The organism is Providencia sp. PROV119 (assembly GCF_028482435.1).
In the GTDB taxonomy this organism is placed as follows: domain Bacteria; phylum Pseudomonadota; class Gammaproteobacteria; order Enterobacterales; family Enterobacteriaceae; genus Providencia; species Providencia stuartii.
Window position 1 is genome coordinate 244,692 of the sequence record NZ_JAMPQL010000003.1, and the last position, 26,109, is coordinate 270,800.

General features: G+C 40.1%; 29 protein-coding genes and 1 riboswitch. Of the genes, 16 read left to right on the plus strand and 13 right to left on the minus strand.

Translation table 11 applies throughout. The features are described from left to right. Nucleotides 1–19 precede the first annotated feature (19 nt). From PSF11_RS05785 to rlmA, 3 genes are all read left to right on the plus strand, one after another. Nucleotides 20–1,333 carry a serine hydrolase domain-containing protein gene (locus tag PSF11_RS05785; RefSeq protein WP_004920462.1) on the plus strand — a complete coding sequence of 438 codons (1,314 nt, stop codon included), beginning with the start codon at nt 20–22 and terminating at the stop codon, nt 1,331–1,333. A gap of 587 nt (nt 1,334–1,920) precedes the next feature. Continuing rightward, nucleotides 1,921–2,118, plus strand: coding sequence for a hypothetical protein (locus PSF11_RS05790; RefSeq protein ID WP_004920458.1), 198 nt, complete (start codon nt 1,921–1,923; stop codon nt 2,116–2,118). A 107-nt stretch (nt 2,119–2,225) separates the two neighbouring features. Next, entirely contained in the window at nt 2,226–3,047 is an 822-nt protein-coding gene (rlmA, locus tag PSF11_RS05795) for a 23S rRNA (guanine(745)-N(1))-methyltransferase (protein ID WP_040133482.1), read from the plus strand. Nucleotides 3,048–3,092: 45 nt separating this feature from the next. On the opposite strand, the gene mntP is transcribed toward rlmA, so the two are convergent. The 8 genes from mntP to pabB form a co-directional block, all read right to left on the minus strand. After that, entirely contained in the window at nt 3,093–3,677 is a 585-nt protein-coding gene (gene mntP, locus PSF11_RS05800) for a manganese efflux pump MntP (RefSeq protein WP_014656091.1), read from the minus strand. A 6-nt stretch (nt 3,678–3,683) separates the two neighbouring features. Further along, a riboswitch (yybP-ykoY riboswitch) is annotated at nt 3,684–3,862 on the minus strand. Between the two features lie 151 nt (nt 3,863–4,013). After that, the gene (locus PSF11_RS05805; RefSeq protein WP_004920450.1) at nt 4,014–4,472 is read right to left on the minus strand and encodes a DUF986 family protein; all 459 of its coding nucleotides are present in this window, start codon (nt 4,470–4,472) and stop codon (nt 4,014–4,016) included. Between the two features lie 90 nt (nt 4,473–4,562). Continuing rightward, on the minus strand, nt 4,563–5,414 hold the full coding sequence (locus PSF11_RS05810) for a PTS mannose transporter subunit IID (RefSeq protein ID WP_004920447.1): 852 nt from the start codon (nt 5,412–5,414) through the stop codon (nt 4,563–4,565). A gap of 13 nt (nt 5,415–5,427) precedes the next feature. Then, nucleotides 5,428–6,228 (minus strand): PTS mannose/fructose/sorbose transporter subunit IIC, encoded by an 801-nt coding sequence (locus tag PSF11_RS05815; RefSeq protein WP_004920443.1) that lies wholly within the window; start codon nt 6,226–6,228, stop codon nt 5,428–5,430. Between the two features lie 87 nt (nt 6,229–6,315). Continuing rightward, a complete protein-coding gene (manX, locus tag PSF11_RS05820) occupies nt 6,316–7,287 on the minus strand; it encodes a PTS mannose transporter subunit IIAB (RefSeq protein ID WP_204282976.1) in 972 nt (323 codons plus the stop codon). Nucleotides 7,288–7,942: 655 nt separating this feature from the next. After that, nucleotides 7,943–9,307 carry an L-serine ammonia-lyase gene (locus PSF11_RS05825; protein ID WP_014656089.1) on the minus strand — a complete coding sequence of 455 codons (1,365 nt, stop codon included), beginning with the start codon at nt 9,305–9,307 and terminating at the stop codon, nt 7,943–7,945. A 173-nt stretch (nt 9,308–9,480) separates the two neighbouring features. Then, nucleotides 9,481–10,041, minus strand: coding sequence for a CoA pyrophosphatase (locus PSF11_RS05830; RefSeq protein WP_072502297.1), 561 nt, complete (start codon nt 10,039–10,041; stop codon nt 9,481–9,483). After that, nucleotides 10,025–11,401 carry an aminodeoxychorismate synthase component 1 gene (gene pabB / locus PSF11_RS05835; protein ID WP_014656088.1) on the minus strand — a complete coding sequence of 459 codons (1,377 nt, stop codon included), beginning with the start codon at nt 11,399–11,401 and terminating at the stop codon, nt 10,025–10,027. The genes PSF11_RS05830 and pabB overlap by 17 nt, the downstream gene beginning before the upstream one ends. A gap of 155 nt (nt 11,402–11,556) precedes the next feature. Between pabB and PSF11_RS05840 the strand changes: the two genes are divergently transcribed. Together PSF11_RS05840 and yebF are read left to right on the plus strand one after the other, a co-directional pair. Continuing rightward, the gene (locus PSF11_RS05840) at nt 11,557–11,742 is read left to right on the plus strand and encodes a YoaH family protein (protein ID WP_004920422.1); all 186 of its coding nucleotides are present in this window, start codon (nt 11,557–11,559) and stop codon (nt 11,740–11,742) included. A 177-nt stretch (nt 11,743–11,919) separates the two neighbouring features. Further along, nucleotides 11,920–12,285, plus strand: a complete 366-nt coding sequence (yebF, locus tag PSF11_RS05845; protein ID WP_004920419.1) for a protein YebF — start codon at nt 11,920–11,922, stop codon at nt 12,283–12,285. An 80-nt stretch (nt 12,286–12,365) separates the two neighbouring features. On the opposite strand, the gene PSF11_RS05850 is transcribed toward yebF, so the two are convergent. Beyond that, nucleotides 12,366–12,596, minus strand: a complete 231-nt coding sequence (locus PSF11_RS05850) for a DNA polymerase III subunit theta (RefSeq protein ID WP_014656087.1) — start codon at nt 12,594–12,596, stop codon at nt 12,366–12,368. Nucleotides 12,597–12,989: 393 nt separating this feature from the next. Here PSF11_RS05850 and ftnA point away from each other — a divergent pair, with 393 nt between their 5' ends. The 4 genes from ftnA to PSF11_RS05870 all read left to right on the plus strand — a co-directional run bounded on the left by ftnA (nt 12,990) and on the right by PSF11_RS05870 (nt 15,358). Next, complete coding sequence (gene ftnA / locus PSF11_RS05855) at nt 12,990–13,493, plus strand: non-heme ferritin (RefSeq protein WP_004920416.1); 504 nt, start codon at nt 12,990–12,992, stop codon at nt 13,491–13,493. Nucleotides 13,494–13,683: 190 nt separating this feature from the next. Beyond that, nucleotides 13,684–14,070, plus strand: coding sequence for a copper homeostasis periplasmic binding protein CopC (copC, locus tag PSF11_RS05860; RefSeq protein WP_004920415.1), 387 nt, complete (start codon nt 13,684–13,686; stop codon nt 14,068–14,070). Nucleotides 14,071–14,072: 2 nt separating this feature from the next. Beyond that, nucleotides 14,073–14,969, plus strand: a complete 897-nt coding sequence (copD, locus tag PSF11_RS05865; RefSeq protein ID WP_004920413.1) for a copper homeostasis membrane protein CopD — start codon at nt 14,073–14,075, stop codon at nt 14,967–14,969. Nucleotides 14,970–15,010: 41 nt separating this feature from the next. Further along, nucleotides 15,011–15,358 carry a DUF2511 domain-containing protein gene (locus tag PSF11_RS05870; protein WP_004920411.1) on the plus strand — a complete coding sequence of 116 codons (348 nt, stop codon included), beginning with the start codon at nt 15,011–15,013 and terminating at the stop codon, nt 15,356–15,358. A gap of 372 nt (nt 15,359–15,730) precedes the next feature. Here the strand turns inward: PSF11_RS05870 and PSF11_RS05875 are convergent, their stop codons facing one another. The 3 genes from PSF11_RS05875 to yebS all read right to left on the minus strand — a co-directional run bounded on the left by PSF11_RS05875 (nt 15,731) and on the right by yebS (nt 19,652). Continuing rightward, a complete protein-coding gene (locus PSF11_RS05875) occupies nt 15,731–15,964 on the minus strand; it encodes a DUF1480 family protein (protein WP_004920410.1) in 234 nt (77 codons plus the stop codon). A gap of 147 nt (nt 15,965–16,111) precedes the next feature. After that, on the minus strand, nt 16,112–18,451 hold the full coding sequence (locus tag PSF11_RS05880; RefSeq protein ID WP_052038369.1) for an MlaD family protein: 2,340 nt from the start codon (nt 18,449–18,451) through the stop codon (nt 16,112–16,114). Beyond that, nucleotides 18,426–19,652: a membrane integrity lipid transport subunit YebS gene (gene yebS / locus PSF11_RS05885; protein WP_014656085.1), complete on the minus strand. Its 1,227-nt coding sequence runs from the start codon at nt 19,650–19,652 to the stop codon at nt 18,426–18,428. Before yebS ends, PSF11_RS05880 begins: the two co-directional genes overlap by 26 nt. 136 nt (nt 19,653–19,788) lie before the next feature. Between yebS and PSF11_RS05890 the strand changes: the two genes are divergently transcribed. The 6 genes from PSF11_RS05890 (at nt 19,789) to PSF11_RS05915 (ending at nt 24,878) form a co-directional block, all read left to right on the plus strand. Then, nucleotides 19,789–20,271, plus strand: a complete 483-nt coding sequence (locus tag PSF11_RS05890; protein WP_004920404.1) for a GAF domain-containing protein — start codon at nt 19,789–19,791, stop codon at nt 20,269–20,271. A gap of 111 nt (nt 20,272–20,382) precedes the next feature. Then, a complete protein-coding gene (gene proQ / locus PSF11_RS05895; protein WP_004920399.1) occupies nt 20,383–21,075 on the plus strand; it encodes an RNA chaperone ProQ in 693 nt (230 codons plus the stop codon). 19 nt (nt 21,076–21,094) lie between these two features. Then, the gene (prc, locus tag PSF11_RS05900) at nt 21,095–23,137 is read left to right on the plus strand and encodes a carboxy terminal-processing peptidase (RefSeq protein WP_004920397.1); all 2,043 of its coding nucleotides are present in this window, start codon (nt 21,095–21,097) and stop codon (nt 23,135–23,137) included. A gap of 177 nt (nt 23,138–23,314) precedes the next feature. After that, the gene (htpX, locus tag PSF11_RS05905) at nt 23,315–24,196 is read left to right on the plus strand and encodes a protease HtpX (protein ID WP_014656084.1); all 882 of its coding nucleotides are present in this window, start codon (nt 23,315–23,317) and stop codon (nt 24,194–24,196) included. A gap of 229 nt (nt 24,197–24,425) precedes the next feature. After that, entirely contained in the window at nt 24,426–24,707 is a 282-nt protein-coding gene (locus PSF11_RS05910) for a hypothetical protein (protein WP_004920390.1), read from the plus strand. Nucleotides 24,708–24,755: 48 nt separating this feature from the next. Then, entirely contained in the window at nt 24,756–24,878 is a 123-nt protein-coding gene (locus PSF11_RS05915) for a hypothetical protein (protein WP_004920387.1), read from the plus strand. A 6-nt stretch (nt 24,879–24,884) separates the two neighbouring features. Here the strand turns inward: PSF11_RS05915 and PSF11_RS05920 are convergent, their stop codons facing one another. Then, nucleotides 24,885–25,106 (minus strand): DUF2594 family protein, encoded by a 222-nt coding sequence (locus PSF11_RS05920; RefSeq protein ID WP_014656083.1) that lies wholly within the window; start codon nt 25,104–25,106, stop codon nt 24,885–24,887. A gap of 143 nt (nt 25,107–25,249) precedes the next feature. Here PSF11_RS05920 and PSF11_RS05925 point away from each other — a divergent pair, with 143 nt between their 5' ends. Beyond that, complete coding sequence (locus PSF11_RS05925; protein ID WP_072502296.1) at nt 25,250–26,107, plus strand: NAD(P)H-hydrate dehydratase; 858 nt, start codon at nt 25,250–25,252, stop codon at nt 26,105–26,107. Nucleotides 26,108–26,109: the final 2 nt, after the last annotated feature.

Consider the following 26,109-nt stretch of genomic DNA (forward strand, 5'->3'; position numbering starts at 1 on the left):
TATTATAAAAGGTCACCCTATGAAAAAATACAAAGTAAATGTATGTTTATTCTCGGCTTTATTCTTTACATCGCTCTATGGTTATGCAAATCAAACTGACAACGAATGTCATGTGCCTGCTTTATCGCAATGCCCTCAGCCTGTTGATAGTCACTACCCAAATGTTAAAGACATGCTGACATGGGATCAAAATGAACGATTGCTTGGTTTTCGTAATGATTACCGCTCTTACCCCGGAGATGTATTCCATGCAATTAATCCCAAACCGCTAGAAAGAGAAATTCAAAACTTAGTTGATGTCACTTACCAATTGAAAGGGATGACATATAACCTTGATGACTATATTAAGCGTAATGATGTTACTGCATTAATGGTGATAAAACAGGGAAAAGTCGTCTTTGAATATTATGGTAAAGGAAACACGCCAAAAACGTTATGGACCTCGCGTTCGGTCGGAAAATCAGTTGTTTCAACTCTAGTTGGGATAGCACTACAGGAAGGTAAAATAGCCTCATTAGACGATGCCATAGTTAAATACAATCCAAGTGTTAAAGGAACCGCTTGGGAAGATGTGACAATAAGGCAGTTGTTACAACACACCTCTGGGGTTGAGTGGGGGGAAGATTATGAAAACCTAAACTCAGATTTTGCCAAAATGACCGAGTGTGAAGCAAACCCGAAAATCTATGAGTGTGTGCAACAGTTAGTTATCAATCCTAAACGAAAATCCTATGCAAAAGCTGGGGAAGTGTGGCAATACAATTCAGGCGGTGCGTGGTTATTAGGGGATACACTTGAAAAAGCAACGGGTGTATCGATAGCACAATATCTCGAAAATAAGATATGGCAACCTTTTGGTATGACGAGCGACGGGGTATGGCAAAGCTATGAATTAAATAAACATAATACAGGGGCACATGGTTTTAATGCCACGTTAGAGGATTGGGGTAAGTTTGGGCTATTTTTTGCAGGGAATGGAGTCTTGCCAGATGGTCACAAATCATTACCGGATAATTGGGTGAATGAGTCTAAAAGCTGGGTACAAGCGAAAAACTCGGTGAATCCAAGTTACCCAGAAGGGATCTATGGCTTTGAATGGTGGAACAATAGCGTTCCGCAAAAAATGCAAAATGCACAACCTAAAGAGGGCCTAGATGGGAACAATACATTGTGGGCATTGGGAATTTTTGGGCAAATTATTGTGGTCAATCCAAAAGAGCAGCTAGTCATTGTTCAGTGGTCCACATGGCCAGTTGCTCATCCAGCAGAAGATGGGCAGCCGTTAGAAGCCTCATTAGTTTTTAATGCAATTAATAACTATCTAAACAAATAATATACTTAATAAATATGAAACGATCGCTCAATTAAAACAAGCGATCGTTTTTATATGTAAAAAGAGTAAATTTGGAAAATAAAAAATAGATTGACTCCTTGTTGAGCTTTCATTGATATTTCACAGCCAATAGATGACGATTTTTTTTGATTTGTTGCCTGTCGGATAATTTAAAATGTTGTAATTTGTGTTATGTGGTTTTTTATATTTACTTTGAAGCGGTAAAATGGCTTCTTTATCATGATATTACTCAATAAATAAATTCAATTGGTTTTTATGAGTGCCTCGCATTTTGTTATCTTGTTGTTTTTGTTTAATAAATAAATCAATGAGTAATTGGTGTTATTTTTTTAATAAAAATGAATAGGTAAAGAAAATAAAGTTATCACTAAAAGGAATTTTCTATCATTAGACTCATTGTTAATAAAGTAAATAGAACATCAACAAATCGCATAAATATTACCCCATAAATAACCTATAAAAAATTTATAAATCTTTAAGTTTTTCCTATTGTAGTGTATTTAAAAAATATGATTTATTGATATCGCAAGAACATCCTTGTATACATAAATTTGAAGGTATTTAGAATGAAAAAGTTATTAGCAATTGCGACGGTATTGTCATTAGCCATTTCGGGTTCGGCACTCGCTGCAGGTACAGCAAAAGAGGGGAAAACATCGCCTACGGTGAAAACACAGCAAAGTAGCCAATCGCATTCATCGAGCAACAGCAAAGCTCATAATCAACCAGTAAAGAAAAAGACTCCAGACTCTACTAAAGGTTAATGAGCCACCACTAATGTCAATCCAGTCTCAGTGCCATGGGAAATATACAGCCCGTGGCGCTGAATCTATATGGTATACTGCTTTTTATTTATCAAGATATACCTGTTATGAGCTATCAATGCCCCCTGTGTTTTAGTCCTTTAAAATTGAATAATAATAGTTGGCAGTGTTCCAATAACCATCAATTTGATCGTGCAAAAGAAGGTTATGTGAACTTACTGCCAGTACAACATAAGCGTTCTAAGGATCCTGGTGACAGTGCCGAAATGATGCAGTCTCGGCGGCAATTTTTAAATGCAGGTCATTATGATCCAATGCGTCAATGTGTGACTGAGAAATTAGCGCAATACCTTTCTGAGCAGAGTGAAAATGTATTAGATATTGGTTGTGGAGAAGGGTATTACACTGACTATTTTATGCAAAGCTTAATAAAACAGCGGGCAATTAAAGCTGTTTTTGGGTTAGATGTATCAAAAGCCGCTATTCGTTATGCAGCAAAACGCTATCCATCAGTCAATTTTTGTGTTGCCTCTAGTCACCGTTTGCCTTTCCCTGAACAAAGTATTGATGCAATTGTTCGTATTTATGCACCTTGCAAAGCGGAAGAATTAGCTAGAGTTCTGCAACGTTCGGGAATACTGATTACTGTAACACCGGCTCCTGAACACTTACAGGAATTGAAACAGTTGATTTATAGTGAGGTTAAATTACATCCAATTAAAGAAGAAGCCTTGCCGCAATTTAAATTAGTGGATGAAACCAATTTAAAGTACTCAATGCACTTAACAGGGGATGAAGCATTTGCATTATTACAAATGACCCCTTTTGCATGGCGAGCTTCTGTGGATGTTAAAAATACATTACAACAGTCAGAACCAAAAGATTATACGGCTGATTTTCTGATACGGGTGTATCAACTTATTGATTAACAAAATGAGATTACTCCCCCTACCAGTTCAGTAGGGGGGTATAAATTATGCGCTGTACATAAATACTTCGAGATGTTCGAAGAGGATATTAAAGCCAATAGCGATTAATACTATCCCACCGATAATTTCTGCTTTTTTTCCTAATAGTGGCCCCACATAACGACCAATCATCATACCTACCGTGGCCATGATCATGGTCATGAGGCCAATTGTCATTGCGGTATGCACAATATCAACTTGTAAAAATGCAAGACCAAGTCCGATAGCCATTGCATCAAGACTAGTGGCAATAGCAGAAAGTACTAAGCTAAGAGAGCTGTTGCGTGAAGGCGGTGTGCAGCAGTCATCATCGCTTTTGGCTTTAATACCTTGCCAAATCATACGAGAGCCAAGAATGAAGAGCAGGCCAAAAGCAATCCAATGATCCCAACGAATAACATATTGGCTTGCGAGAATACCAATTCCCCAGCCTATAATTGGGGTGAGTGCTTCAATAATACCGAAAATAAAACCAGTGCGGAGGATCTCTTTAAAGCGGGGTTTGTGCAGAACAGCACCTTTACAGATAGCGACAGCAAATGCGTCCATGGAAAGGGCGAGTGCTAAAATAAGCGTAGCGTAAAAGCTCATAATATAAACCTCGGTTGGGTGCATCCATATACACATGAATTACCCCCAACCAAAAGGCTTATTCATGTGTCTATGGTCTTGCCAACCAAGATGGCGTCCGCACCACGTTTAAAAAACAAACGAGTATGTTGATACGGACATTCTGGATATATTTCCAGAACAGGCTACTCCCCAATGACGTGGTTCGAAAGATATCATAAATTAATTGAAAGGCAACACTTAATTTTATGTGGATATTAAAATTTATTGAGAATAATTTTCATTTGCAGAAATAAAAAAATTGAGGTTAATTAAATTTGTTATTAACCTCAATCTTAATGTGAATATATATAACCATTATTTATGATTAATGAAAAATTCATATATTCTTTGTAAATCATCAAGTTGAGAAACTTGAATGTGGATTTTCTTATGCTCTAATCCGATAATTAGAATTCCGTCTTCTGATAAATTCATTGTTTTTATTCTGTCGTACAATATAAATGTGTTTGCAAAATAAAAACCTGTTTGTTTAAAAAATAGCTTTGGTGCTCGAATAAAAGCCAAATAGACTGACATTAAAATTGTAACCATTAATAAATAAGTGGTTAACATACTACCGTGTCGTGAAATATTGGTATAAATAACGATACAGATTAAGACAATAAAGATAATTGCATCGACACGATGTTTACGTCTGAGGTTAATTTTGAGTAGGGTTTTTCCCTTAAGTAAATGTTGAATAAACTCATCGTAAATTGCATACAGCAGCATCAGTAAAATAATAATGGCTAGTATGAAATCATTTAAGGTCATTTTCAGTGCCCTTGGCTAAGTAAACGTGCTAGAGAGCTTAAAAGTAAAAATGGGAGGCTGCAACCTCCCATTTCAGTTTATTACAGCAAATTATGGTGCTAAGAACTTCAACCAAGCACCTAAGATACCAAGGCCAAAGAAGCCAATGATGATCCACAGTGGGTTAACTTTACGGCGAAGTAGCCACATACATGCAAAAGTTAGTAATAATGGAACTAAACCAGGCATCAAATCATTCAAAATATCTTGAATGGTTTTGATTTCCATAACTTTTGTTGTTGGGTTCTCAATATTGGAAACAACGACGGGAATGTTGACCTTGGTCCATTTATTCACCAAGGCACCCATAACAAATAGCCCCAGTATTGATGCACCTTCAGTCAGTTTTTGTAAGAATCCGCCACCGATATCTTGAACAATATCAACCCCTTTTTTATAGCCATACGCAACGCCATAGTAGAGCGTTAATAGGCGAACAAGGTTGAATAGAACAAAGAAGAGGATTGGGCCGAGTAGGTTACCAGTCATTGCAATACCGGCGCCTAGGGCTGCAAATACAGGACGAACAGTACCCCAGAAGATTGGGTCACCAACCCCGGCAAGAGGTCCCATTAAACCCACCTTAATACCGTTGATGGCACCATCATCAATATCTGCACCATTCGCACGTTGCTCTTCCATCGCCATGGTGACACCTAAAACAGGCGCAGCAACGTAAGGGTGGGTGTTAAAGAACTCAAGATGGCGTTTGATTGCTTGTTTACGCTCATCGTTATTTTCAGGATACAGGCGACGGATCACCGGAACCATTGAATAACAGAAGCCCAGCGCTTGCATACGTTCAAAGTTCCAAGAACCTTGTAACAAGTTAGAACGCAAGAAGACGCCGCGAATATCGCTTTGTGTAAGCTTTTTCGCTGTTGGATTTGTTGTATCTACCATGGTTGCGCTCCTCCTAGTCTAATTCATTATCAAGGTTGTTGTTGCTATTATTTTGTGCGACAACAACTTGAGATTTATTGTATTTCGGGCTGAGTTGGATATACAGGATAGCCATAACCGCACCGATCACACCCAGCGCAACAAGGTTAAATTCGGTAAATGCCGCAGTAACAAAGCCTAAGTAGAAGAATGGCATTAGATAGCCTGCACGCATCATATTGATAACCATTGCATAACCGACAACAACGATCATACCACCAGCAATGTTCAGACCATCAGTAACGACCTGTGGAATTGAATCCAGTAGTTCTCTTACCTCAGAGGTACCAACAGAAACTGCAACGATAAGCGCTGGGATCGCAATACGCATTGCTTGAAGTAATAATGCAGAAACATGGATCCAACTGATAGCGGTTAAATTACCACTGACGGCAGCACGGTCAGCAGCATGTTGGAATGCAACGGTAACGGTACGCACAATAATGGTAAGGACTTGTCCAGCCGCCGCTAGTGGAATTGCGATGGCGATACCAGCCCCGATATTTTGTCCACCAGCAATGACCAGAATGGTTGAAATAATTGATGCAAGTGCGGCATCAGGTGCGACAGCAGCCCCAATGTTCATCCAACCTAATGCGATCATTTCCAGCGTACCACCAATGATGATACCGGTTTTCATATCTCCCAAAACGATACCGACAAGCGTACAGGCAACGAGTGGGCGATGGAACTGGAATTCATCGAGAATAGAACCCATACCAGCGATACAGGCCACGATGAAAACCAGTACTATTTGAACAACGGTGAGTTCCATTGTTTAATCTCCTGTAACCAAACAAGTTTGGTAAATCTGTTTTCGAGTAATGGTTAAAATTAAATAATATTAACGGTTTAACTAAGACTAATTTTTAAATTTTTTAATCAAATCCATCATCTGAACTTTGCTGTCAGAAGCGACTTTTCGTACTTCTAATTCAATATTTTTATCATTCAGATAGTTGAACGCTTCAATATCTTTTTGGTTGATAGAAACCGCATTCGTAACTTGAGTTTTTCCTTCATGGAACGCCATACCACCGATATTGACAGAGGTGATATCAACACCAGCTTCAACCAAACGTTGTACATCCGTTGGGTTTGTGAACAATAACATGACGCGTTCGCCTGCGTATTTTGGGTTGTTATAAACACGAATACACTTAGCAATATCAACGACATGTGCTGTTACGCCAGGAGGAGCAACTTGTTTTAGTAATGTTGAACGTACCTGATCTTTTGCCACCTCATCGCTGACGACAATAATGCGTTTAACGCGAGTTTCTTTTGTCCAGCGTGTAGCTACTTGACCATGGATTAATCGGTCATCAATACGCGCAAGTGCAATCACCATATGTTCGCCAGGGCCAGCAGTGACTGTTTGTACTGGAGCAGGTTGTTGAACGGGGGCTGGGGATGGAGTAGCAGCGGCTTCTGGCTCTTTAAATTTCAGTGCCCGAATACCACCACGGCCTGTTTCTAAAGCAACGGAGATTAATTCGTCTATTGAAGGGTTATCGTCACGACACATAAAAGTTTCAACTAACATAGGCACATTAACGCCAGTGACTATTTCATAGTTTTCATGCTCGTTTACGATACGGCTAGCTGCGTTAAAGGGACTACCTCCCCATGTATCAACTAAAAATATTACCCCCTGGGAGGTATCTAAATCAGCTAGTTTTGCTGTGTACTTATCAAATAGGGTGTCTGCGTTTTCCCCTGGTACAAAGTCAATAAACGAGACATTTTCTTGCTCGCCTATCAACATTTCGGTGGTTCGTAGAAGCTGCTCTGCCGCCACACCGTGTGTACCAATCATAATAGCTATACTCACTTGATTTCCCTCTTAACAGATATAGAACGGAATTTGTAAATCAGGTCAAAATTGAATCAGCTTAATTAAACCTCCTAATAGAAAATGATATTGATAATTTTAGCTGAATAAATTCACTCTATTTTATTCAGTTAGAAAACTGTTAATTTGCTAACCATTAGAGTCAATATCCGTAGCATAACATTTCGCATTAGTGTAAAAACTTGTTTTGCGTCAGAAAATTAAAAACATGTATTTTATTTTAAATAAAATACATATATTGTCTGAGTATATTGGTTTTATTAAATAAATAAACTATATATATGACAAAAACAGTGTATGTGACTGTTATCGGTAACAAAAAAATAGCAAAAAGAGTAAGGGATTTAAAATGTTGAGCAAAAAATAGACGAAAAATGACACGTTTCAGCAGTAGGAAGTTCTGAAAAACGTTTGTTTTGTAAACAAGGGATTTAAGTAACGATTTAATTAAGTTTTTGTTACAAATTAAAAATAGAAAAGCCAAGTAGGCGAAAGATGACGTATTAAAGATCACCCTAAACAATTAAGTCAGATAATAATCAACAATACTTGATAAAAAATGCCGCGTGTTTAATCAAAGTAAAATACGCGGCATCGGTGAAGTGATTCAATTAATGACTAGTGAATAAAGACCCTAGTCACATTGGACTTTTATTGCTAAACCTCCGCGAGAAGTTTCGCGGTATTTGGCATTCATGTCTTTGCCCGTCTCGTACATCGTTTCAATCACTTTATCGAGAGAAACACGTGGCTCACTCGTACGGCGGAGTGCCATACGCGTTGCGTTGACGGCTTTGACGGATGCAATCGCATTACGCTCAATACAAGGTACTTGAACTTGTCCTGCAACAGGGTCACAGGTTAAACCAAGGTTGTGCTCCATACCGATTTCAGCGGCAACACAAACTTGTTCAGGGCTACCACCAAACAATTCAGCAAGACCTGCCGCTGCCATTGAGCAAGCAACACCAACTTCGCCTTGGCAACCCACTTCCGCACCAGAGATAGACGCATTCATTTTATAAAGAATACCAATAGCCCCCGACGCAAGGAAATAACGTGTGTATAATTCCGGCGTAACAGGCTCAATGCAGTGGTCGTAATAAGCCAAAACCGCAGGAACGATACCACAGGCACCGTTGGTTGGGGCAGTAACAACGCGACCACCTGCCGCATTTTCTTCGTTAACCGCTAATGCAAACATATTAATGAGATCAACGACATTCATCGGGTCATTGGACAGTTTGCTTGATGATGTGACAAGACGGTTCAATGCTGGCGCACGACGAGGTACGCGCAGTGGCCCCGGTAGAACTCCCTCGGTATTTAACCCGCGTTCAATACAAGCCTGCATGGTTTTCCACACATCGGCAAAATAGGCATCGATCTCTTCTTTCGTGTGAAGGTCAAGCTCATTCTTCATCATCAAGCTAGAGATGGATAACCCCGTTTTTTTGCAGTGAAGCAAAAGTTCTTCTGCTGAGTTAAATGGGTAGGAAACGGGTTTACTATCCAGAACAGATTGACCAAAATGTTCCTCATCAACAATAAAACCGCCACCAATTGAGTAGTAAGTTTTGGTATAAATTTCTTCTTCGCCTGCAAAGGCATGGATAGTCATACCATTTTCATGTAAAGGCAGATTATCTAGGCGGAAGTTCATTCCACCTTCCCGTGGGAAATCTACCGTGTGAGTGCCGTTAGCTAAGGGTAGCTTTTCAGTCTTTTCAACGTTTTCAATAAAGCCAGGAATAGATTCGATATCAACAGTAGCAGGTAAATTGCCAGCAAGGCCCATAATGATTGCAATATCAGTATGGTGGCCTTTTCCAGTGAGAGAAAGAGAGCCATAAACGTCGACCGCAATGCGTGTGACGCTTGGTAATAATTGTTTGCTTACCAAATCATCGACAAATTCTTTTCCCGCCTTCATTGGGCCGACGGTATGAGAGCTTGAAGGACCTATGCCCACTTTAAACATGTCGAATACGCTTATCACGCAGGACTCCTTAAAAAAAGTAGATATTTAGTGATTTATTTTAAAGGGCGCTACTTTACTGTTATTTAGTAGTGTTAACCAGTAAGTTTAAATTATTTTTTAAAATAAGGTAGTAACAAAAGGCCAATTGCTACAGAATAGCACAAAATGTATTCAATTACGGCACAAAATGACTACTTGAGTTGCAGAGCTAGCTGATGAAGGATGGCGGCAGTGAGACCCCAAACGAGATGTCCGTTATGCCAATAGAAGAAAATACGCTTACTTTGACCAGCACGTTTGATATCAACATATTTATGTTGATTTAGTGATAGCGCATCAAATAGCGGAACCTCGAATACAGAGGCCACTTCACTAGGATTAGGGCGATAATTAATGCCTTCGGGGAGCAGGCCGATGATTGGGGTGACTTCGTAACCGCCAATACTTTGTTGTGGCGAGAGTTGCCCAAGTACTTGGACTTTCTCTGGGGGAATAGCCACTTCTTCATAGGCTTCTCGCAGCGCGGTAGTCACTAGAGAGCCATCTTCAGGGTCACGTGCCCCTCCTGGGAAAGCCACTTGCCCGGCATGTGAACGCAAAAAAGGGGAACGCTGCGTTAATAATAATGTGGGAGTGGTTTTATTGATAATGGGCAGAAGAACGGCAGCAGATTTGCTCGCCGTCCGTTGAGTTCGGCGAGTCACTGGCAGGGTAAACTGAAAGCGGTTTATAAACTCATTCAGTTTGGTCATCGTGCTCTACTTCTCCTAACACGGGTAATATCAGCCGTAGCTTATCAAAAGTTTCTTGATACTCTTTATCCGCTTGGCTATCTGCCACAATACCACCGCCAGCCCAGCAAAAAATCCGTTTTTTATCTGTTAACAGTGTACGGATGGTAATGTTGGTATCCATTTTGCCACAAAAACTAATATAGCCTATAGCGCCACAATAGCCATGACGACGATGGGGTTCAAGCTCTTCAATGATTTGCATCGCCCGAATTTTAGGGGCACCAGTAATTGAGCCTCCCGGGAAACTTGCACGCAGAAGATCTGTTGCCGTATAGGGTTTATCAAGTGTTGCAGTAATTGTGCTAACTAAGTGATAAACCGCTGGGAAGGCTTCGACAGCGAATAATTCAGGGACCTTGACTGTTCCTGGTTGTGCAACTCGACCAATATCATTACGGAGTAAATCGACAATCATCAAGTTTTCAGCACGATCTTTAGGGGAATTCGCCAATTTTTCGACTTGCATGGCATCGGCGTGTTCATCCTCTAAACGAGGTAGTGTGCCTTTGATTGGACGTGTTTGTATCTCACCATCTTGTAACTGAATAAAGCGTTCAGGCGAGATGCTGATCACCGCATTATTAGGAAGACGAATGAAAGAAGAGAAAGGGGCGCGATTTGCTCGGGTTAATAATAAAAATGCATCCCATTCATTACCCTTATATTTTGCTTGAAAACGCTGCGCTAGATTTATTTGATAGCAATCACCGCTACGCAAGTATTCATGTATTTGGCCGATTTTCTCGTGATACTGCTCTTGTGACATATTTGAATGCCATGAACTGGTAAGGGCGAACTTGGTTTTACGTGAAGCTTTTTGTTTCTTCAACCAATCAAGGCGTTTATTGGTATCAGAATAACTGAATAAGGTGACCGTTTTTTCTTGATTATCGACAATCAACGCCCATTGATATATCCCAACGGCCATATCTGGAAACGATAAATCCGTAGTCGCTATGTGTGGCATTTTTTCGATACGACGACCTAAATCGTAGCTCCAAATACCGAGAGCACCGCCAGTGAAAGGAAGCGTATCATCACTAGCATGGTCAGGGGCGTAGTGTTCAATAGTTTGTTGAAGGAGGTTAAATGGGTCTGCGTCTGAACTCTCAACCGAATGCGGGTGGGTGATCGTCGTTTTATCACCAATAGTGGTTAGCGTTGCAATAGGATCAGCCACAACAATATCGTATCTGTTATGCGAATGCTCGGCATTGCCTGAATGGAGCAGCATTGACCAAGGTTGATGGGCTAGTGGCGTAAAATAGTCAATAGCAACATCAGGATAATAGGGGAGTTGTATTTTATTGATAACCATTTGTATATACTAAACGCTAAGTCGATAAAAAAGAACTGATAACCAGATTAGCATATATCTTATCTTAAGAAGCCAAGAGCTGTTAAAATTAAGCTAAAATTTTTTATTTTCTCTCCGCACGATTTAAAACTAACCAGTTAAGAAGGGGTTTTGACATGTTTTCAGGTATGCCAGCGCTTAATCATCAACAACAGCAAGAAGCGGTTGAACGTATCCACCAATTAATGGCTGATGGGATGAGTAGCGGAGAAGCGATTGCGCTCGTTGCACAGGAAATCCGTGAAAGATACAAAGATAAAGAGCAGATCCAAGTACGTTTTGATGAAGAAAATGAACGTTAACAAAACAAACTATTAACATTTATGCTAAAATCTGATACATATTAGTTAAGTCATACCATTCTGGCAGTTTATAATTATTTCTACTATTTTAGTTATATTAGATAAATGTCGTATAAAATTAACTATGGTCACTGATATAATTTGTTACCCAACATTTTTATAGGGATCGGAGGAAGCATGAAGGCTGGTAAGAAAATTGGTTTTGCTTTAGGTGGCTGCGCACTGTTATTTAGTTCGATTGCATTCAGCGCCAACCAAGAAGAAGGTAAAGCGGCTCCGTTTATTAGTTGTGGAAAATTGGCAGAGCCTCAAATTGCTGCACAAGTTAAAAACGATTTTATGAATAATCGCTTGCCACGTTGGGCAGAAGAAAAGGCATTAGTTGGTAAAAAAGCCGTCGCATGGGTTAATAATCAAGATGTGACGAAAACAGAGACGGGTTACCAAGTGCCATTAACAGTCAGAGGCTCTAAGCAAGATCTGCAATATAATGTGACTGTTGATTGTGAAAAATCCACTATTACATATCACTCTGTAAAATAATCTATCTCGATTTGTAGCGATGTCCTAAAAAGGAGAAGTGATGCTTCTCCTTTTTAGTTATTCGTGCCTAAAAATCATATTTAGCGATTTTTGGGCTCGTAGGGTAGACGAGAAAAATGTTGTGAAAGCTGGCGGTAGTGGGCTAACCGTTCACGAAAATAGGCTCTAAGGTGCTCAGGTTGCTCCTGCTCGACAGCTTCTGCGATCACGGCAACATTATAGCGCTCTTTAAAGGCAACCCCCGAGGCTTGTAGGTCAACATTGACTTTATCCATTTCGTCTTTGGGTAACAATGCAAGGTTATGACTCATATCCACTCTCAATCACTTCAATGTAGAGGGGGTAGTGTAGCAATTTATCGGAAAAAATCACTAGCTGCCTCGTTACTTATGGCGTAAATATAGGGAAATAATATTTTGAATTGATTGAGAGAAATAATTATTTTCACGTAAGATTATATTTAATAACTCAACTATTGATTATAATGAGAATGTATTATTTTATTAAATAACAATGATAATTTTTTTCATTAAAACACAAGTAAATACCACTAAGGATAATGAGATTGATTATTATTAATTTTACAAAAAGTTATTAATTATCAGTAAATTGTATTTTTTTGTTTTATTATTGTTTTAGGGTTTTAATTATTTTTAGAATGTGCATAATAAAAGCATTAATCTTGATAACTAAGGAAAGAAAATATGTTAACGAATGACATGATCAATAAATTAAATGAGCAGTTAAACCTCGAGTTTTATTCTGCGAATTTATATTTACAGATGAGCGCATGGTGTAGCGATAAAGGTTTTGAAGGTGCTGCGGCATTTTTAAAAGCACATTCTCAAGAAGAAATGGAGCATATGCAGCGTTTATTTGACTATCTTAGCGATACTGGTGCACTGCCAAAATTAGGTCAAATCGCCGCGCCTCCTGTTGATTTTAAATCAATCGGTGATGTATTTACGCTGACTTATCAGCACGAGCAACAAATTACTGCGGAAATTAATAAACTGGCTCATTTAGCCATCACTACCCAAGATTATTCCACATTTAACTTCTTACAGTGGTATGTTGCTGAACAACACGAAGAAGAGAAATTGTTCAAATCAATCTTAGACAAATTGGATATGGTCGGTGAAAGTGGCAAAGCGCTATTCCTATTGGATAAAGATTTAAAAAATATGTCTACATCCGCCCACGTTTAATATAAAACATCAATAGGTTCATGATTTGTAGTGATTAATTTCAATGCTCATGAGCCTTTTTCTTTTCATTTTGTGTTGATAATCACATCTTCAACAGCCAAATTCATTTTTTGGCAGCGAAAGCTTGTTTCTTTCGTATAATGATTGCTAAATAATCCAAATTCACCTGCAAATTAAGGGGTTACTAATTATGGCAATCTATCAAATCAAATCATCTTGGCGTAAATTGAGTGCTGTTGCAGTCCTATTTTTAGGTATGTCATTTCAACAGGCATTCGCTCATGCGCACTTAAAAGATCAACTACCAGCAGAAGGTGCGGCGGTTGAAAAGGCTCCTGAATCAATCACCCTTAATTTCTCTGAAGGTATTGAGATTAATTTTGCAAAAGTGAAAGTGACGGGGCCTAATGACAGCGTCGTGAAAACAGGCAAGCCTGCGTTAGATTCAAACAATGACACCAAGGTTATCATTCCAATTGAAAGCAAATTAGAAGCAGGAAAGTATGATGTAAATTGGAGTGTGGTATCCGTTGATGGTCATAAAACGAAAGGCGAATATAGCTTTACTGTGAAATAATCATGTCTTTAGAGGCATTTTATACAGTTATACGCTTTTCCCATTTTATTGCTGCGATGTTGATGTGTGGAATGTCAATATTCGCAGCGATATTAAGTGTGGGTGCTTTTAGTCAAATCCTTCGTCGCTATCTTAATCGAGCGATTATCTTTAGTGCAGTAGTCACCGTGGTTACAGCCTTTGGCTGGATGGCTGCCCAAGCTGGGCTGATGGGGGATGGCTGGGAAGAAGCACTAGACTTTGATATTTGGTCAAGTGTATTTGGCACAACGTTTGGGCTGGTTTGGCGTTGGGAATTGGTGTTTGCTGTCATCACATTAGGTGTGATTTTTATCCGTTCACAAAATATCCGGCTTTATCTGTTATTACTACTTTCTATTGTGCTCCTCGGTTTACATGCCTTGATTGGCCATGCCGCGATGTATGGTGGTGTCATTGGGGCGTTAAACCGTTTAAATCAATTTCTTCATCTTATAAGTTCAGCCTATTGGTTTGGCGGATTATGGCCGTTTTTGATTTGCATTCAGTTCTTGCGAGATAAAAAAGAATTAGCGCCAGGCTTAGATAAGCAAATTTTTGCTAGTTTGATCCGTTTTTCTCGTGTAGGGCACGTTGCTGTCGTTATTGTTGTGGTGACAGGCATAATCAGCTCGATGACATTACTGCCAAATTGGCCGTTTAATTATACCGGTTCAGAATACCAATCGTGGCTTTGGTTAAAAATCAGCTTAGTTGCACTAATGGTCATTTTAGCCTTAGTGAACCGCTATATACTGGTCCCGAATATTAAAAGAAAAGGGCGGTTACAGTATTTGATTATTAATAGTTGGATTGAGCTACTGTTAGGTACTACGGCAATTTTAGCCGTTGCTATTTTTGCGACCTATCAACCTGTATAATCACCTGATAGTGAACTTGATGTTTTAACAAGGTAAGTTGTATGAAACTGAAATTAGCGCTGTGTTCTGTATTACTGGCAAGTACTAGCTTTACGGTGGCTGCGGCACCCATTGAGACAGTAAGTAAAAAGCAGTTTGGTGATGATTGGCCATTTACCCGAGAAGAAGTGATGCTGGAATGTAGAAGTAATGGTGCACTGATTGTTATCAACCCTGCCACACTCATGCAGTACCCACTCAATGATGTGGCACAGGCTCAAATGGAGAAAAAAGAGATCAAAGCACAGCCGATCGATATTTTATTAAAGCCAATTGAGACGGAAAAAAGCGCGGAAGAGCGCGTAGAACCACTCAAATTAGCGGCAAAGAAGCTGTGTAACAACTCGTAACCTCATCTTTATTAAAGAAGAACAATGCCATAGGTTATAGGCGATTATGCTTATAACTTGTGGCATTTTTTATTATCAACAAAAAGTTGAAAGGTTGTACTTATCATCGATATAGGGTGTACCTATCAATCAAATAGCTCGATATTGGAATATTAAGAAATAAATTGTGTTAATAATATGTAAAATAATTGATAATTAGTATGGTAAGAGTGCGTTTAGCAAGCTAGTATTAAATTGTACTTTGTTACGTCTCAATGGCAATTTTTAGCGCACGGCTCTGCCAGAGCCATTTCCCAAGGCCCGGTAATCGGAATCTACCAGGCCTCTTTTTTTGCCTGTTGTTTGTAGCCCACCTAATAGTGATTTCATCAATTAAGCCACTCTCATCACCCAATGATGATTATCTTTGTCATAACGATGACGGTATAACAGAACGGGTTTCTCATTGATGAGTGCAGGAATACTGGTATTTTCATCCCAACCATCTAATTGCATACAAAACTCAGTATCAGAGTCACAAGGTATACTGAGGGTATCACTTTTATGATCTGACATGATGGCGTCATTGATTTCATAGGAAGATATTTTCAAATTAACTATGCGCATAATGTTACCTCTCGATTAATGTGTAGCTGTGGCGTTACGACTCAACAAAATTAAGCATAGTACAAATGGAATCGATTTCCAAAATGTTTTTTAAGGGCAAGTTAAAAGAAAGGTGCAATATTGTTAAAATATGCACCTTTCTAGTGATTACTGTTTAGGGATGGATGTTCCCCATTCTAACCAGTCTTTAGGAGGTTCTAATTTTAGAATGAAATGCTGATCTGGCTTCGCTTTCGGCGCGAGAGGCACCGTTGGTGGGGTCGCCAAGGAGATACCTCCCCGAACAAACTGCTTGAAGGTGCCACTCTTGATCATGCCGCCTGTGAGGCCAAAGGAGAGGTTATAACCTGAAGAGATCCAAAATTGGGTATTGTCGCGGATCAGGTATTGGAACTCTTTACCAATTCGAGTCGCAACATATACGCGGTCGGAAAGCTCTCCCAAATATAAACCAGTAACTGTACCAATTTCCATTCCCCTAAAGAGAAGAGGGGTTCCAACCTGAATAGAGCCAACTTCGGTGGCATCTAATATAATTGTTAAGCCATCTAAGTAACGCGAGTCTGTAATATTGGCCGTTTGTAGTTCAAATTGGTAACGATTTCTATTTCCTCGTCCTGGCTCGGCACTGATATAAGGTTGGATCAAGGTATCGAGGTTATTGACGCCAGAAGGAGAAAGCTCTGGTGTGACAATAGCAAAGCGACTGCCACTCTTCGTGAAAGCTTGCACATACTCTGGATAAAGGATCGCGCGTGCATTCACTTCGCGGTTATTTGGCGATAATTTCAATGAATCGATTTGTCCAATATCGATACCTAAATAGCGAATTGGCATCCCTTCTGACAATTTAGACGCATCAAAAGTGGTTAAAGTCACGACACTCCCAATGGCTTTTGCCGCAGTTTCGTTTGGATAGAGGGTATGTTGCCTTGCACTATCAAGTTTGGCCGTTGGAATATTATCAAAACTAATGGCACCTCTAATTGCTCGTGTAAGAGGAGCGGCCTGAACGGTTAATCCACTGCTATTGAGTTTGACTTTAGCGCCGCCTTCTGCCCAAAAGACGCTTTTATCTGTTAGTAGATGACGGTATTGACTAGAAATATGAATATTAACCGCGAAACCGTCTTTGGTTGGGTTAATTGAGACTATTTCACCGACAGTAAATTGGCGGTAAAGTACTACTGAACCTGCCTGAATATCAGGAAGGGTGTTAGTGTTTAATGTAATTGTGGTGGTGGGTGATGAACCTGTTATACCCGCCTTAGCATTATCATCACTTCGATATAATGGGAACGTTTCAGGCAATGGCTCTTTACCTTTTCCAACCAATAAATGAACTCCACCATCTAACCACTCTTGCGGCGTTGCACCTTGAAACTGGATCCCCGTTAAGCCAAGTTGGACATCAACGCGGCTATTGGCAACAAACTTGGTATCGTTACGGATAAGATGGCGGTACTCATCCAAAATCGCGACTTGGAAGGTAACTTTATCATCAAGTAAGTTACGCTGTAACACTTCACCTATTTTTATTCCACGATAAACGATAGGTTGTCCGGCATCGACGCCATAGGTGTCAGGAGACCATAATGAAACCACTAAACTATTTTTATTTTGCTGTTCATCCTGTCCAATATCATGCCTGTTTGGATGCAAAACAAATTGTTGCCCTTCCTGTGCTGGGGCACTATTAGTCGGTGAATCAAATGCAACAGCACCATTGATTACAGCAGAAAGGCTTTCCATTTTGACATTCACACCAGATTTTAAATCAAAACCGCCTTGGAAGCCTGAAACATTCCAAAATTGACTGTTTTCTCTCACTAATCGGGTATACCGTTTTTCTATTATGGCGGCGATAGAAACCCCTTGGTCATTAGGCAAAATCGTGTAGTCAGAAATATAACCAACGGGCACTTTGCGATAATAAATCGGTGAGTTTTCATGCAATGAGCCTAAGTCTTTAGCCGTGAGATAGATGAGTAATTGCCCCTCTTCGGTTTGTAGTTGTGGCGGGGAGTCTTGAGCGATAAAGTTGTGTTGCTCTTCACCAGCCCCAGGTTGCATACCGATGTAGTTACCGCCAACAAGTGCATCTAAGCCAGAAACACCGGCTAATGAGGCTTTAGGTGTGACGAGCCAAAATTTGGTGCCAGAGGTGAGTGCGGGCTTCATATCTTTATTGATACTGGCCTTAACAATAATTTTCTTCATATCTTGGCTAACGGTGACAGATTGCACCAATCCAACTTCGACACCTTGGTAGCGGATCGGTGTTCTACCTGAAACTACACCGGGAGCAGAGGAAAATTCAATTGTCACCTCAGTACCTTGTTCCAACCAATGTTGGAAAAGTAACCAACCTGCGATAAACACAGCGACAAGAGGCAATAGCCAAAAGGGTGATATACGTGCTCGTTTACGTAAAATCGCCTCTTGTTCTTGCTCTACAGGTTCATTTTGTTGATTTTGATTTTCCATAAGAATCCCAAATTAAACGACTATCAAGCCACTCGACAGCGAGTATGGTTAAAATTACAGCGATACCGAAAAACAATGCGGCAGGGCCCATAGTAAAAGACATTAGCTGATCACGGTTAATCAGCGTCATCATGAGTGCGATAACAAATAAATCCAGCATTGACCAACGGCCAATCCATGTCACAAATTTTAATAACTTCATCCTCAATACCGGATCCGTCTGACTGCAACGTTGAATGGAGCATAACAGTAAAATCATGATCAGGATCTTAATAAAAGGCACTAAAATACTGGCGATAAAAACAATGATAGCAATGGGCCAATTACCTGATTCAATTAATGAAACGACACCAGAGTAAATGGTGTCTTCCATGCGTTGCCCGTTAAGATAGACAACGGAAATTGGCATTAAGTTAGCAGGAAAAAGCAAGATCATCGCTGCAATCAGTGCGGCCCATGTTTTTTGTAGGCTATATGGCTCGCGGTAGTGTAAGGGGCGATGGCAGCGTTGGCAGACTCCTCGTGAATTTGCAGGCCCGGTATAGTGGCAAGCTTGGCATGTTAAAGCATGAGGGTCATTAGCTTGCTCTTTTTTAGGGTAGAAGAGCTGCCAAAGTTGTTCGACATTTAGGTGGATTAATATTAACAGACTAATTACTGTCATGGTAATAAAAGCGATTAAACCATTTCCCAAAAATACGCTGGCGTAATCTTGCATTTTGATTGCAGCAATCCCCAATCCAATAAGATAGACATCCAACATAACCCATTCTTTTAAACGACTTAGTATCAGTAAGACGGGGCGTAGATTTAGACGAACACGCCTTCCTATATAGAGATAAACGATAGAAATCGGCAAAAGCAGAGGTGCGCCGATGGCACAGAAGGCGATAATGCTCGCAGTGAATGGGTCACCTTGAGAATTGATGAGCCTAATACCTTCGATCACGTTGGCATAGATTTGTGTCCCCAATAAATGGATTGAAATCAATGGCTGCCAAAATGCGATAGGTGCCAACATTAATAATGTAATAGAAAGAATAAATAAGCGGTTTAGTGACCAAGAACGGCCATCGTCAAGCTGACTGTGGCAACGCGGGCATATCACAACCTGTTGAGTATCATGTGAAGGAATAGATAATTTAAGATTGCAATAGCAGCAGTGTTGCGAAATTATGTCACTATGATTAATGTGATTCATTGTTTTACTCATGGAGTTGTTAGCCGCGCGTGTAATCTAGTGTAAAAAAATTTACGGCTTAGTGACAACTTGCTAACCTACAGGGTGCACAAATTGTTTACTCTATTGCATCATTTAATTATTACAAGAAAATTTTATGGATAAAAACAAGTATTATCACGAACTTTCAGATAGTTTGTCTGCACTATTGGCAGGAGAATATGATTTAATTGCAAGTTTGGCGAATACAAGCGCGTTGTTGTATGAGCGCCTAGAAGGTATTAACTGGGTGGGTTTTTACTTAAGAAGTGGACAAGAGTTAGTGCTTGGTCCTTTTCAAGGAAAGATAGCCTGTGTCAGAATACCGTTTGGCAAAGGTGTCTGCGGTACGGCATATAGCCAAAATAAAATTCAGCGTGTTGATGATGTGCATGCTTTCTCTGGTCATATAGCCTGTGATTCGGCAAGTAATGCCGAAATCGTGCTTCCATTGGAAGTTAATGGTCAGGTTTTAGGCGTGCTGGATATTGATAGTCCAAATTTCAATCACTTTGATCAAAATGATGAAATTGGTTTAAAACATCTTGTAAGCCAGTTGTGTCAACATCTGGCAATGTGTTCGATGCCAAATTATCATTAAATATTGGTATGTTAACTTAATAGGAACGTGGCAATTGTCTGCAACGCTATTATAATGTCGGCTTGTTCATGCCCGTGCTGGTTGGCAAAATCGTTGTTATCAGGAAATTTCATGGAAAATCAACCTAAGTTGAATAGTAGTAAAGAAGTTATCGCGTTTTTGGCTGAGCGTTTTCCACGCTGTTTTATCGCTGAAGGCGAAGCACGTCCGTTAAAAGTCGGAATTTTTCAAGATATCGTAGGGCGTTTGACCGAAGAAGATGGTATTAGCAAAACGCAATTGCGTTCGGCATTGCGTATGTATACCTCTAGCTGGCGTTATCTCTACGGTGTTAAAGAAGGCGCTAAGCGCGTTGACTTAGATGGTAATGATTGTGGTGAATTAGAGGCGGAGCATATTACGCATGCTCGTCAACAATTGACTGAGGCAAAAGCTCGAGTTCAAGCGCAACGTGCAGAGCAAAAAGCGCAGAAACGACCAGCAGCTAAAAAATCAGGTGATAAAAACACCCGCAATCCGGCAGCAGCAAAAGACAAAGCGCCGCGCCATCGCCAGTCAGAAAATAAAGAACGCCCACAAAACTCTTCGACTAAACCTCAGCGCCGTAGTGGTGCAGCATCTCCAGAGCAAAAATTGAAATCAGTGACTGATATTAACGCACTTCAGGTCGGCCAGACTCTGAAAGTGAAAGTTGGTACAAGTCTGATGGATGCGTCTGTGCTGGAAATTGCTAAAGATGGTGTCAGAGTTCAGTTGCCAACAGGAATGGCAATGATTGTGCGCGCGGAACATTTAAAGTTCTGATACGGAGGTCAATCAGGGCATGAACAAACTTTTAAAGATTGCATTAGTCGTTAGTGTTGCCACTTTTGGTAGTGCAATTGCGAATCCTCAAGCAGTGACACAGTTCACTGCTGCTCAGTTACCTGTATTAAAACAGGATACTCAGCATGGCACAGTAAGTGAAAGGGTAACATCTAGGTTTACCCGCTCTCATTATCGCCAATTTGATTTGGATAAAGCGTTTTCCGGTAAAATTTTTGATCGTTATCTGAATATGTTGGATTACGGTCATAACGTTTTGCTTCAGTCAGATGTTGATGAGTATGCAAAAGATAAAGCTAAAGTCGGTGAATGGCTGGAAAATGGAAAACTAGATACGTTCTATGACCTGTACAACCTTTCTCAGAAAAGACGCTTTGAACGCTTCCAATATGCATTAGCTCGTCTTGAGCAACCAATGAATTTTGATGCGAATGACTTTATTGAAGTCGATCGTAGTAAAATGCCTTGGCCAAAGGATAAGCAAGAATTAGATAAGCTTTGGGATCAAAAGGTCAGGTATGATTGGCTGAACCTGAAGCTATCGGGCAAAGATGATAAAGAGATTAAGGAAAAACTCACTAAGCGTTATAACTTTGCTTTAAGACGTTTGACGCAAGGGCAAAGTGAAGATGTTTTCCAATTAATCATGAATGCTTTTGCTCGTGAAATAGACCCTCATACCAGCTACCTTTCTCCGCGCAATACTGAACAGTTTAATTCTGAAATGAGTTTGTCGTTAGAAGGGATTGGTGCAGTCTTGCAGCAAGACGATGAAAATACAGTGATTAATTCATTGGTTGCGGGTGGACCGGCAGCAAAAAGTAAAGAATTAAAAGTAGGCGATAAAATTATCGGTGTAGGCCAAACTGGTAAGCCTATGGTTGATGTGGTTGGTTGGCGACTCGATGATGTGGTCGCACTGATCAAAGGGCCTAAAGGAAGTAAGGTCCGTTTGGAAGTGGTATCTGACACAAAAGGGGCTAAGCCCCATGTGGTCACTATCGTTCGTGAACAAATTCGTTTAGAAGATCGTGCCGTTAAACTGAACATTAAAAAAGTCGGGAATGAAAAAGTCGCCGTACTAGATATTCCGGGTTTCTATGTTGGTTTAACCAATGACGTTAAAACGCAACTACAGAAAATCGCGAAAGATAACGTTTCTGCCCTAGTTATTGACCTGCGAGGTAATGGCGGTGGTGCATTGACAGAGGCCGTTTCATTATCCGGTTTGTTTATTCCTAAAGGGCCAATTGTGCAAGTCCGTGACAATAATGGGCAAGTGCGTCAGGATGCAGACGATGACGATGTCATTTACTACAAAGGGCCGTTAGTTGTTCTTGTTGACCGCTTTAGTGCTTCCGCCTCTGAAATTTTTGCGGCGGCAATGCAAGATTATGGTCGGGCGCTGATTGTCGGCGAACCAACTTTTGGTAAAGGGACTGTTCAACAACATAGAAGTTTGAGTCGTGTTTATGACCAAATGCTGAAGCCTGATTGGCCTGCATTAGGCTCAGTGCAATACACCATTCAAAAATTCTACCGTGTTAATGGTGGCAGTACTCAGCGTAAAGGGGTAACACCGGATATTGTTATGCCTACAGGGCAAGATCCTGCTGAAACGGGGGAAAGCTTTGAAGATAATGCATTGCCATGGGATAGTATTCCGCCTGCCAATTATAGCAAGGTCGGGGATGTGACTTCCGATTTATCAGACTTAAAAACTAAACACTTAGCACGTATTAGCCAAGATACAGAATTTAAGTATATCGATGAGGACATTGCACATTATAAAGCGAATAAAGAGAGTAAAAATCTTATTTCGTTAAATTATGCACAACGTCTGAAGGAAGATAATGAAATTGAAGCAACGAAACTAAAACGTATCAATGAGCGTAATGCAAAAGAAGGTAAGCCTCTATTGAAGTCAATTGATGATTTACCTAAGGATTACGAAGGGCCTGACCCGTATTTGGACGAAACAGTTAAAATTGCTATTGATCTTGCTAATCCTGATACCCATTTATTGCCAAATAAAAAATAATTTGGTTAAACAGTAAATTAAATTAGGGCCAGCAATCGCTGGCCTTTTTCATAGCCTGTGTAAAGTTATGTTAATTTTTGGTTTTTTCGTGTTAAAACACTTGAAAAAGTATGAAAAAACCTTATTTATACCCTAAATTCTTCGTGATATTTATTTTTACCAAGGAATCAAAAAAAGATGATGCGAATTGCCTTATTCTTACTCACAAACTTAGCCGTTATGTTTGTGTTTGGGATAATTTTAAGCTTAACAGGTGTTAAAGGGAGCAGTGTTCAAGGCCTGATGATTATGGCTGGCCTATTTGGTTTTGGTGGCGCGTTTATTTCGCTGTTAATGTCAAAATGGATGGCACTTAAATCGGTTGGTGGAGAAGTGATTGAATCGCCCCGCAATGAAACTGAGCAATGGTTAATCAATACGGTAAGCCGCCAAGCTCAGCAAGTGGGTATTCAAATGCCACAGGTTGCGATTTATCACGCGCCGGATATTAACGCATTTGCTACAGGAGCACGTCGTGACGCATCATTAGTAGCGGTTAGCACGGGTTTACTAGAAAATATGAGCCGTGATGAAGCAGAAGCGGTTATTGCCCATGAGATCAGTCATATCGCAAATGGCGATATGGTGACAATGACGCTATTACAGGGGGTTGTGAACACGTTTGTGATCTTTATTTCCCGTATCATCGCTCAATTCGTTTCTGGCTTTATGTCGAGCAATGATGATGAAAGCGAAAGCAGTAACGGTAACCCAATGGTTTACTTTGCCGTTTCAATGGTATTAGAAATTGTATTCGGTATCTTAGCGAGCATTATTACCATGTGGTTCTCTCGTTATCGTGAATTCCATGCAGATGCTGGTTCAGCGAAGTTGGTCGGTAAAGAAAAAATGATTGCTGCGCTGCAACGTTTGAAAACCAGTTATGAACCACAAGAAGAAGGCCGTTTAATGGCGTTTTGTATCAATGGTCGTGGCAAAGCATTTAGTGAACTTTTCTTGTCACACCCGCCATTAGATAAACGTATTGAAGCGCTACGTTCTGGCGAATATTTGAAATAGTTAAGTTGGCTAATTAGCCATAAAAATTGATGAAAACCCATGGTAGTGAAAAATCTATCATGGGTTTTTTATTATGGGCAAAAATTAATTTAATGCAGATCAAATTAGTGTATTCTTTAAGTGGAATTTCGTAGATTTTCTTTGGGGTCAGGTAGATGAAGGGTCTATGATGAACGAAGAAATGATGAAAATGAGCCTTAACAGAATTAGATAATATTAAGGATATAAAATGGACATACTTGTAAAAACGTTGGTTTTTGGCAATGAGTTTATGACGGTAGAAAATCCAGCGCGCTTAGTTCCCTTTAAATTTGAAATTTACCAATCTCCAACGGGTTTTTATCACCGCATGTATAAAGAAGTAGGAATGTCCGGTGCTAATTTAGGTCAGGCTTTTACTGTATGGGCTTTTGAAGAACAAAAAGCGCACCGTGACCCATCTGGCGAAATAACGTTGGAAAAATATATCCAACATTGCCAAGATATTTATAACGGAAAAGTCAAAGATTAATCTAGAATAAAAAAAGCCCCCTTCATAGAGATTTGAAGGGGGAGCTAAATGAATAAAGAATGGTTTAATTCGAGAGCAAAGATAAATTATTTCGATAAAGGATATTTAGTTATTTGTGCAGTTTTAAGTGTAATTGAACAACAAAGCCCCTTAAATAGCACTTATCGTTAAAATAATCTATTGGCGAAAACCTGCTTTGATCTGTTCAAGCGTATTACGATAAGTCTCAGCTTGTTTTTCATCTTCCATCGATGCAATTTCACGCTCCATTTTAATCAGAATTTTACCTGCATCAGCTTGACCAATTGCTTTGAGCATATGTGCAAGCAGGTTTTTTATACAGGTCACTTCTGCTGCTAATTCATTCACATCAGGTTGAGTTGGAAAATGTGCTTTCATTAATAAAGTATCCTTTAAAAATTCGTGAGTTTGCTAATATTGTATCATAGAAAGGTTATAGATTGCGCCATAACATGATGAATTAAGATGAAGAATTCAGATAGGAATTAAAAGGTCGCAATGTAATATCAAAAGGATTAGTGATGTTAACTTTAATAGAAAAACAGTGGCTAGCAGAGCAATTCCCTTTATTTGTTAAGCCTCGACCAGAGCAGAGTCACAAAGGCACGTTTGGAACGCTAAATATTATTGGTGGTAGTGCAGGAATGACCGGCTCTTGCGTACTTGCTGGCGTTGCCGCGCTCAAAAGTGGCTGTGGCAAAGTGATTATTGGGTTTAATCAATCGCCACTCACATTGCAACTTATAGAGCATGCCCCCGAATTAATGTTGCGCCAAGCCAATGAAGTGATAAATGGTGAAACACCAACAGCATGGGTTATTGGTTGTGGTTTAGGTGTATCTTCAGATGCGCAATTATTGATAAATAGAGCATTATCATTTGTTGAACAGCAGCAAAGCGTGTTAATTGATGCTGATGGCCTGAATCTACTTGCTCAGATGCCCCTATCTCAAACCTTATCATCACAAACAGTACTCACGCCGCACCCTAAAGAAGCCGCAAGGTTGTTACAAACAACAGTCACGGCGATACAAGCGGATAGGTTGAGTGCCGCGCAACATCTCAGCCAGCGGTTTGGTTGCTGGGCAGTGTTAAAAGGTCACCATACAATAATTTCTGCCCCGAATGGCCAAACTTGGCGCAATGAAACGGGTAATAGTGGGTTAGCTACAGCGGGGAGTGGGGATGTGTTATCAGGGATTATCGGCAGTTTATTGGCGCAATCATTACCCATTGAAGAAGCGGTGAGAGCCGGCGTTTGGTTGCATGGTAAAGCGGCAGACTTACTAATAGAAAAAGGTATAGGCCCTATTGGGTTAACGGCTCATGAAATCATTGATGAGGCGCGAGCTATCAGAAATAGAGCAACTTTTTATTGATG

Coding starts and splice junctions, on each gene's coding strand:
- PSF11_RS05785 (WP_004920462.1), top strand. CDS start 20: ATGAAAAAATACAAAGTAAATGTATGTTTATTCTCGGCTTTATTCTTT.
- PSF11_RS05790 (WP_004920458.1), top strand. CDS start 1,921: ATGAAAAAGTTATTAGCAATTGCGACGGTATTGTCATTAGCCATTTCG.
- rlmA (WP_040133482.1), top strand. CDS start 2,226: ATGAGCTATCAATGCCCCCTGTGTTTTAGTCCTTTAAAATTGAATAAT.
- mntP (WP_014656091.1), bottom strand. CDS start 3,677: ATGAGCTTTTACGCTACGCTTATTTTAGCACTCGCCCTTTCCATGGAC.
- PSF11_RS05805 (WP_004920450.1), bottom strand. CDS start 4,472: ATGACCTTAAATGATTTCATACTAGCCATTATTATTTTACTGATGCTG.
- PSF11_RS05810 (WP_004920447.1), bottom strand. CDS start 5,414: ATGGTAGATACAACAAATCCAACAGCGAAAAAGCTTACACAAAGCGAT.
- PSF11_RS05815 (WP_004920443.1), bottom strand. CDS start 6,228: ATGGAACTCACCGTTGTTCAAATAGTACTGGTTTTCATCGTGGCCTGT.
- PSF11_RS05830 (WP_072502297.1), bottom strand. CDS start 10,041: ATGACCAAACTGAATGAGTTTATAAACCGCTTTCAGTTTACCCTGCCA.
- pabB (WP_014656088.1), bottom strand. CDS start 11,401: ATGGTTATCAATAAAATACAACTCCCCTATTATCCTGATGTTGCTATT.
- PSF11_RS05840 (WP_004920422.1), top strand. CDS start 11,557: ATGTTTTCAGGTATGCCAGCGCTTAATCATCAACAACAGCAAGAAGCG.
- yebF (WP_004920419.1), top strand. CDS start 11,920: ATGAAGGCTGGTAAGAAAATTGGTTTTGCTTTAGGTGGCTGCGCACTG.
- PSF11_RS05850 (WP_014656087.1), bottom strand. CDS start 12,596: ATGAGTCATAACCTTGCATTGTTACCCAAAGACGAAATGGATAAAGTC.
- ftnA (WP_004920416.1), top strand. CDS start 12,990: ATGTTAACGAATGACATGATCAATAAATTAAATGAGCAGTTAAACCTC.
- copC (WP_004920415.1), top strand. CDS start 13,684: ATGGCAATCTATCAAATCAAATCATCTTGGCGTAAATTGAGTGCTGTT.
- copD (WP_004920413.1), top strand. CDS start 14,073: ATGTCTTTAGAGGCATTTTATACAGTTATACGCTTTTCCCATTTTATT.
- PSF11_RS05870 (WP_004920411.1), top strand. CDS start 15,011: ATGAAACTGAAATTAGCGCTGTGTTCTGTATTACTGGCAAGTACTAGC.
- PSF11_RS05875 (WP_004920410.1), bottom strand. CDS start 15,964: ATGCGCATAGTTAATTTGAAAATATCTTCCTATGAAATCAATGACGCC.
- PSF11_RS05880 (WP_052038369.1), bottom strand. CDS start 18,451: ATGGAAAATCAAAATCAACAAAATGAACCTGTAGAGCAAGAACAAGAG.
- yebS (WP_014656085.1), bottom strand. CDS start 19,652: ATGAATCACATTAATCATAGTGACATAATTTCGCAACACTGCTGCTAT.
- PSF11_RS05890 (WP_004920404.1), top strand. CDS start 19,789: ATGGATAAAAACAAGTATTATCACGAACTTTCAGATAGTTTGTCTGCA.
- proQ (WP_004920399.1), top strand. CDS start 20,383: ATGGAAAATCAACCTAAGTTGAATAGTAGTAAAGAAGTTATCGCGTTT.
- prc (WP_004920397.1), top strand. CDS start 21,095: ATGAACAAACTTTTAAAGATTGCATTAGTCGTTAGTGTTGCCACTTTT.
- htpX (WP_014656084.1), top strand. CDS start 23,315: ATGATGCGAATTGCCTTATTCTTACTCACAAACTTAGCCGTTATGTTT.
- PSF11_RS05910 (WP_004920390.1), top strand. CDS start 24,426: ATGGACATACTTGTAAAAACGTTGGTTTTTGGCAATGAGTTTATGACG.
- PSF11_RS05915 (WP_004920387.1), top strand. CDS start 24,756: ATGAATAAAGAATGGTTTAATTCGAGAGCAAAGATAAATTATTTCGAT.
- PSF11_RS05920 (WP_014656083.1), bottom strand. CDS start 25,106: ATGAAAGCACATTTTCCAACTCAACCTGATGTGAATGAATTAGCAGCA.
- PSF11_RS05925 (WP_072502296.1), top strand. CDS start 25,250: ATGTTAACTTTAATAGAAAAACAGTGGCTAGCAGAGCAATTCCCTTTA.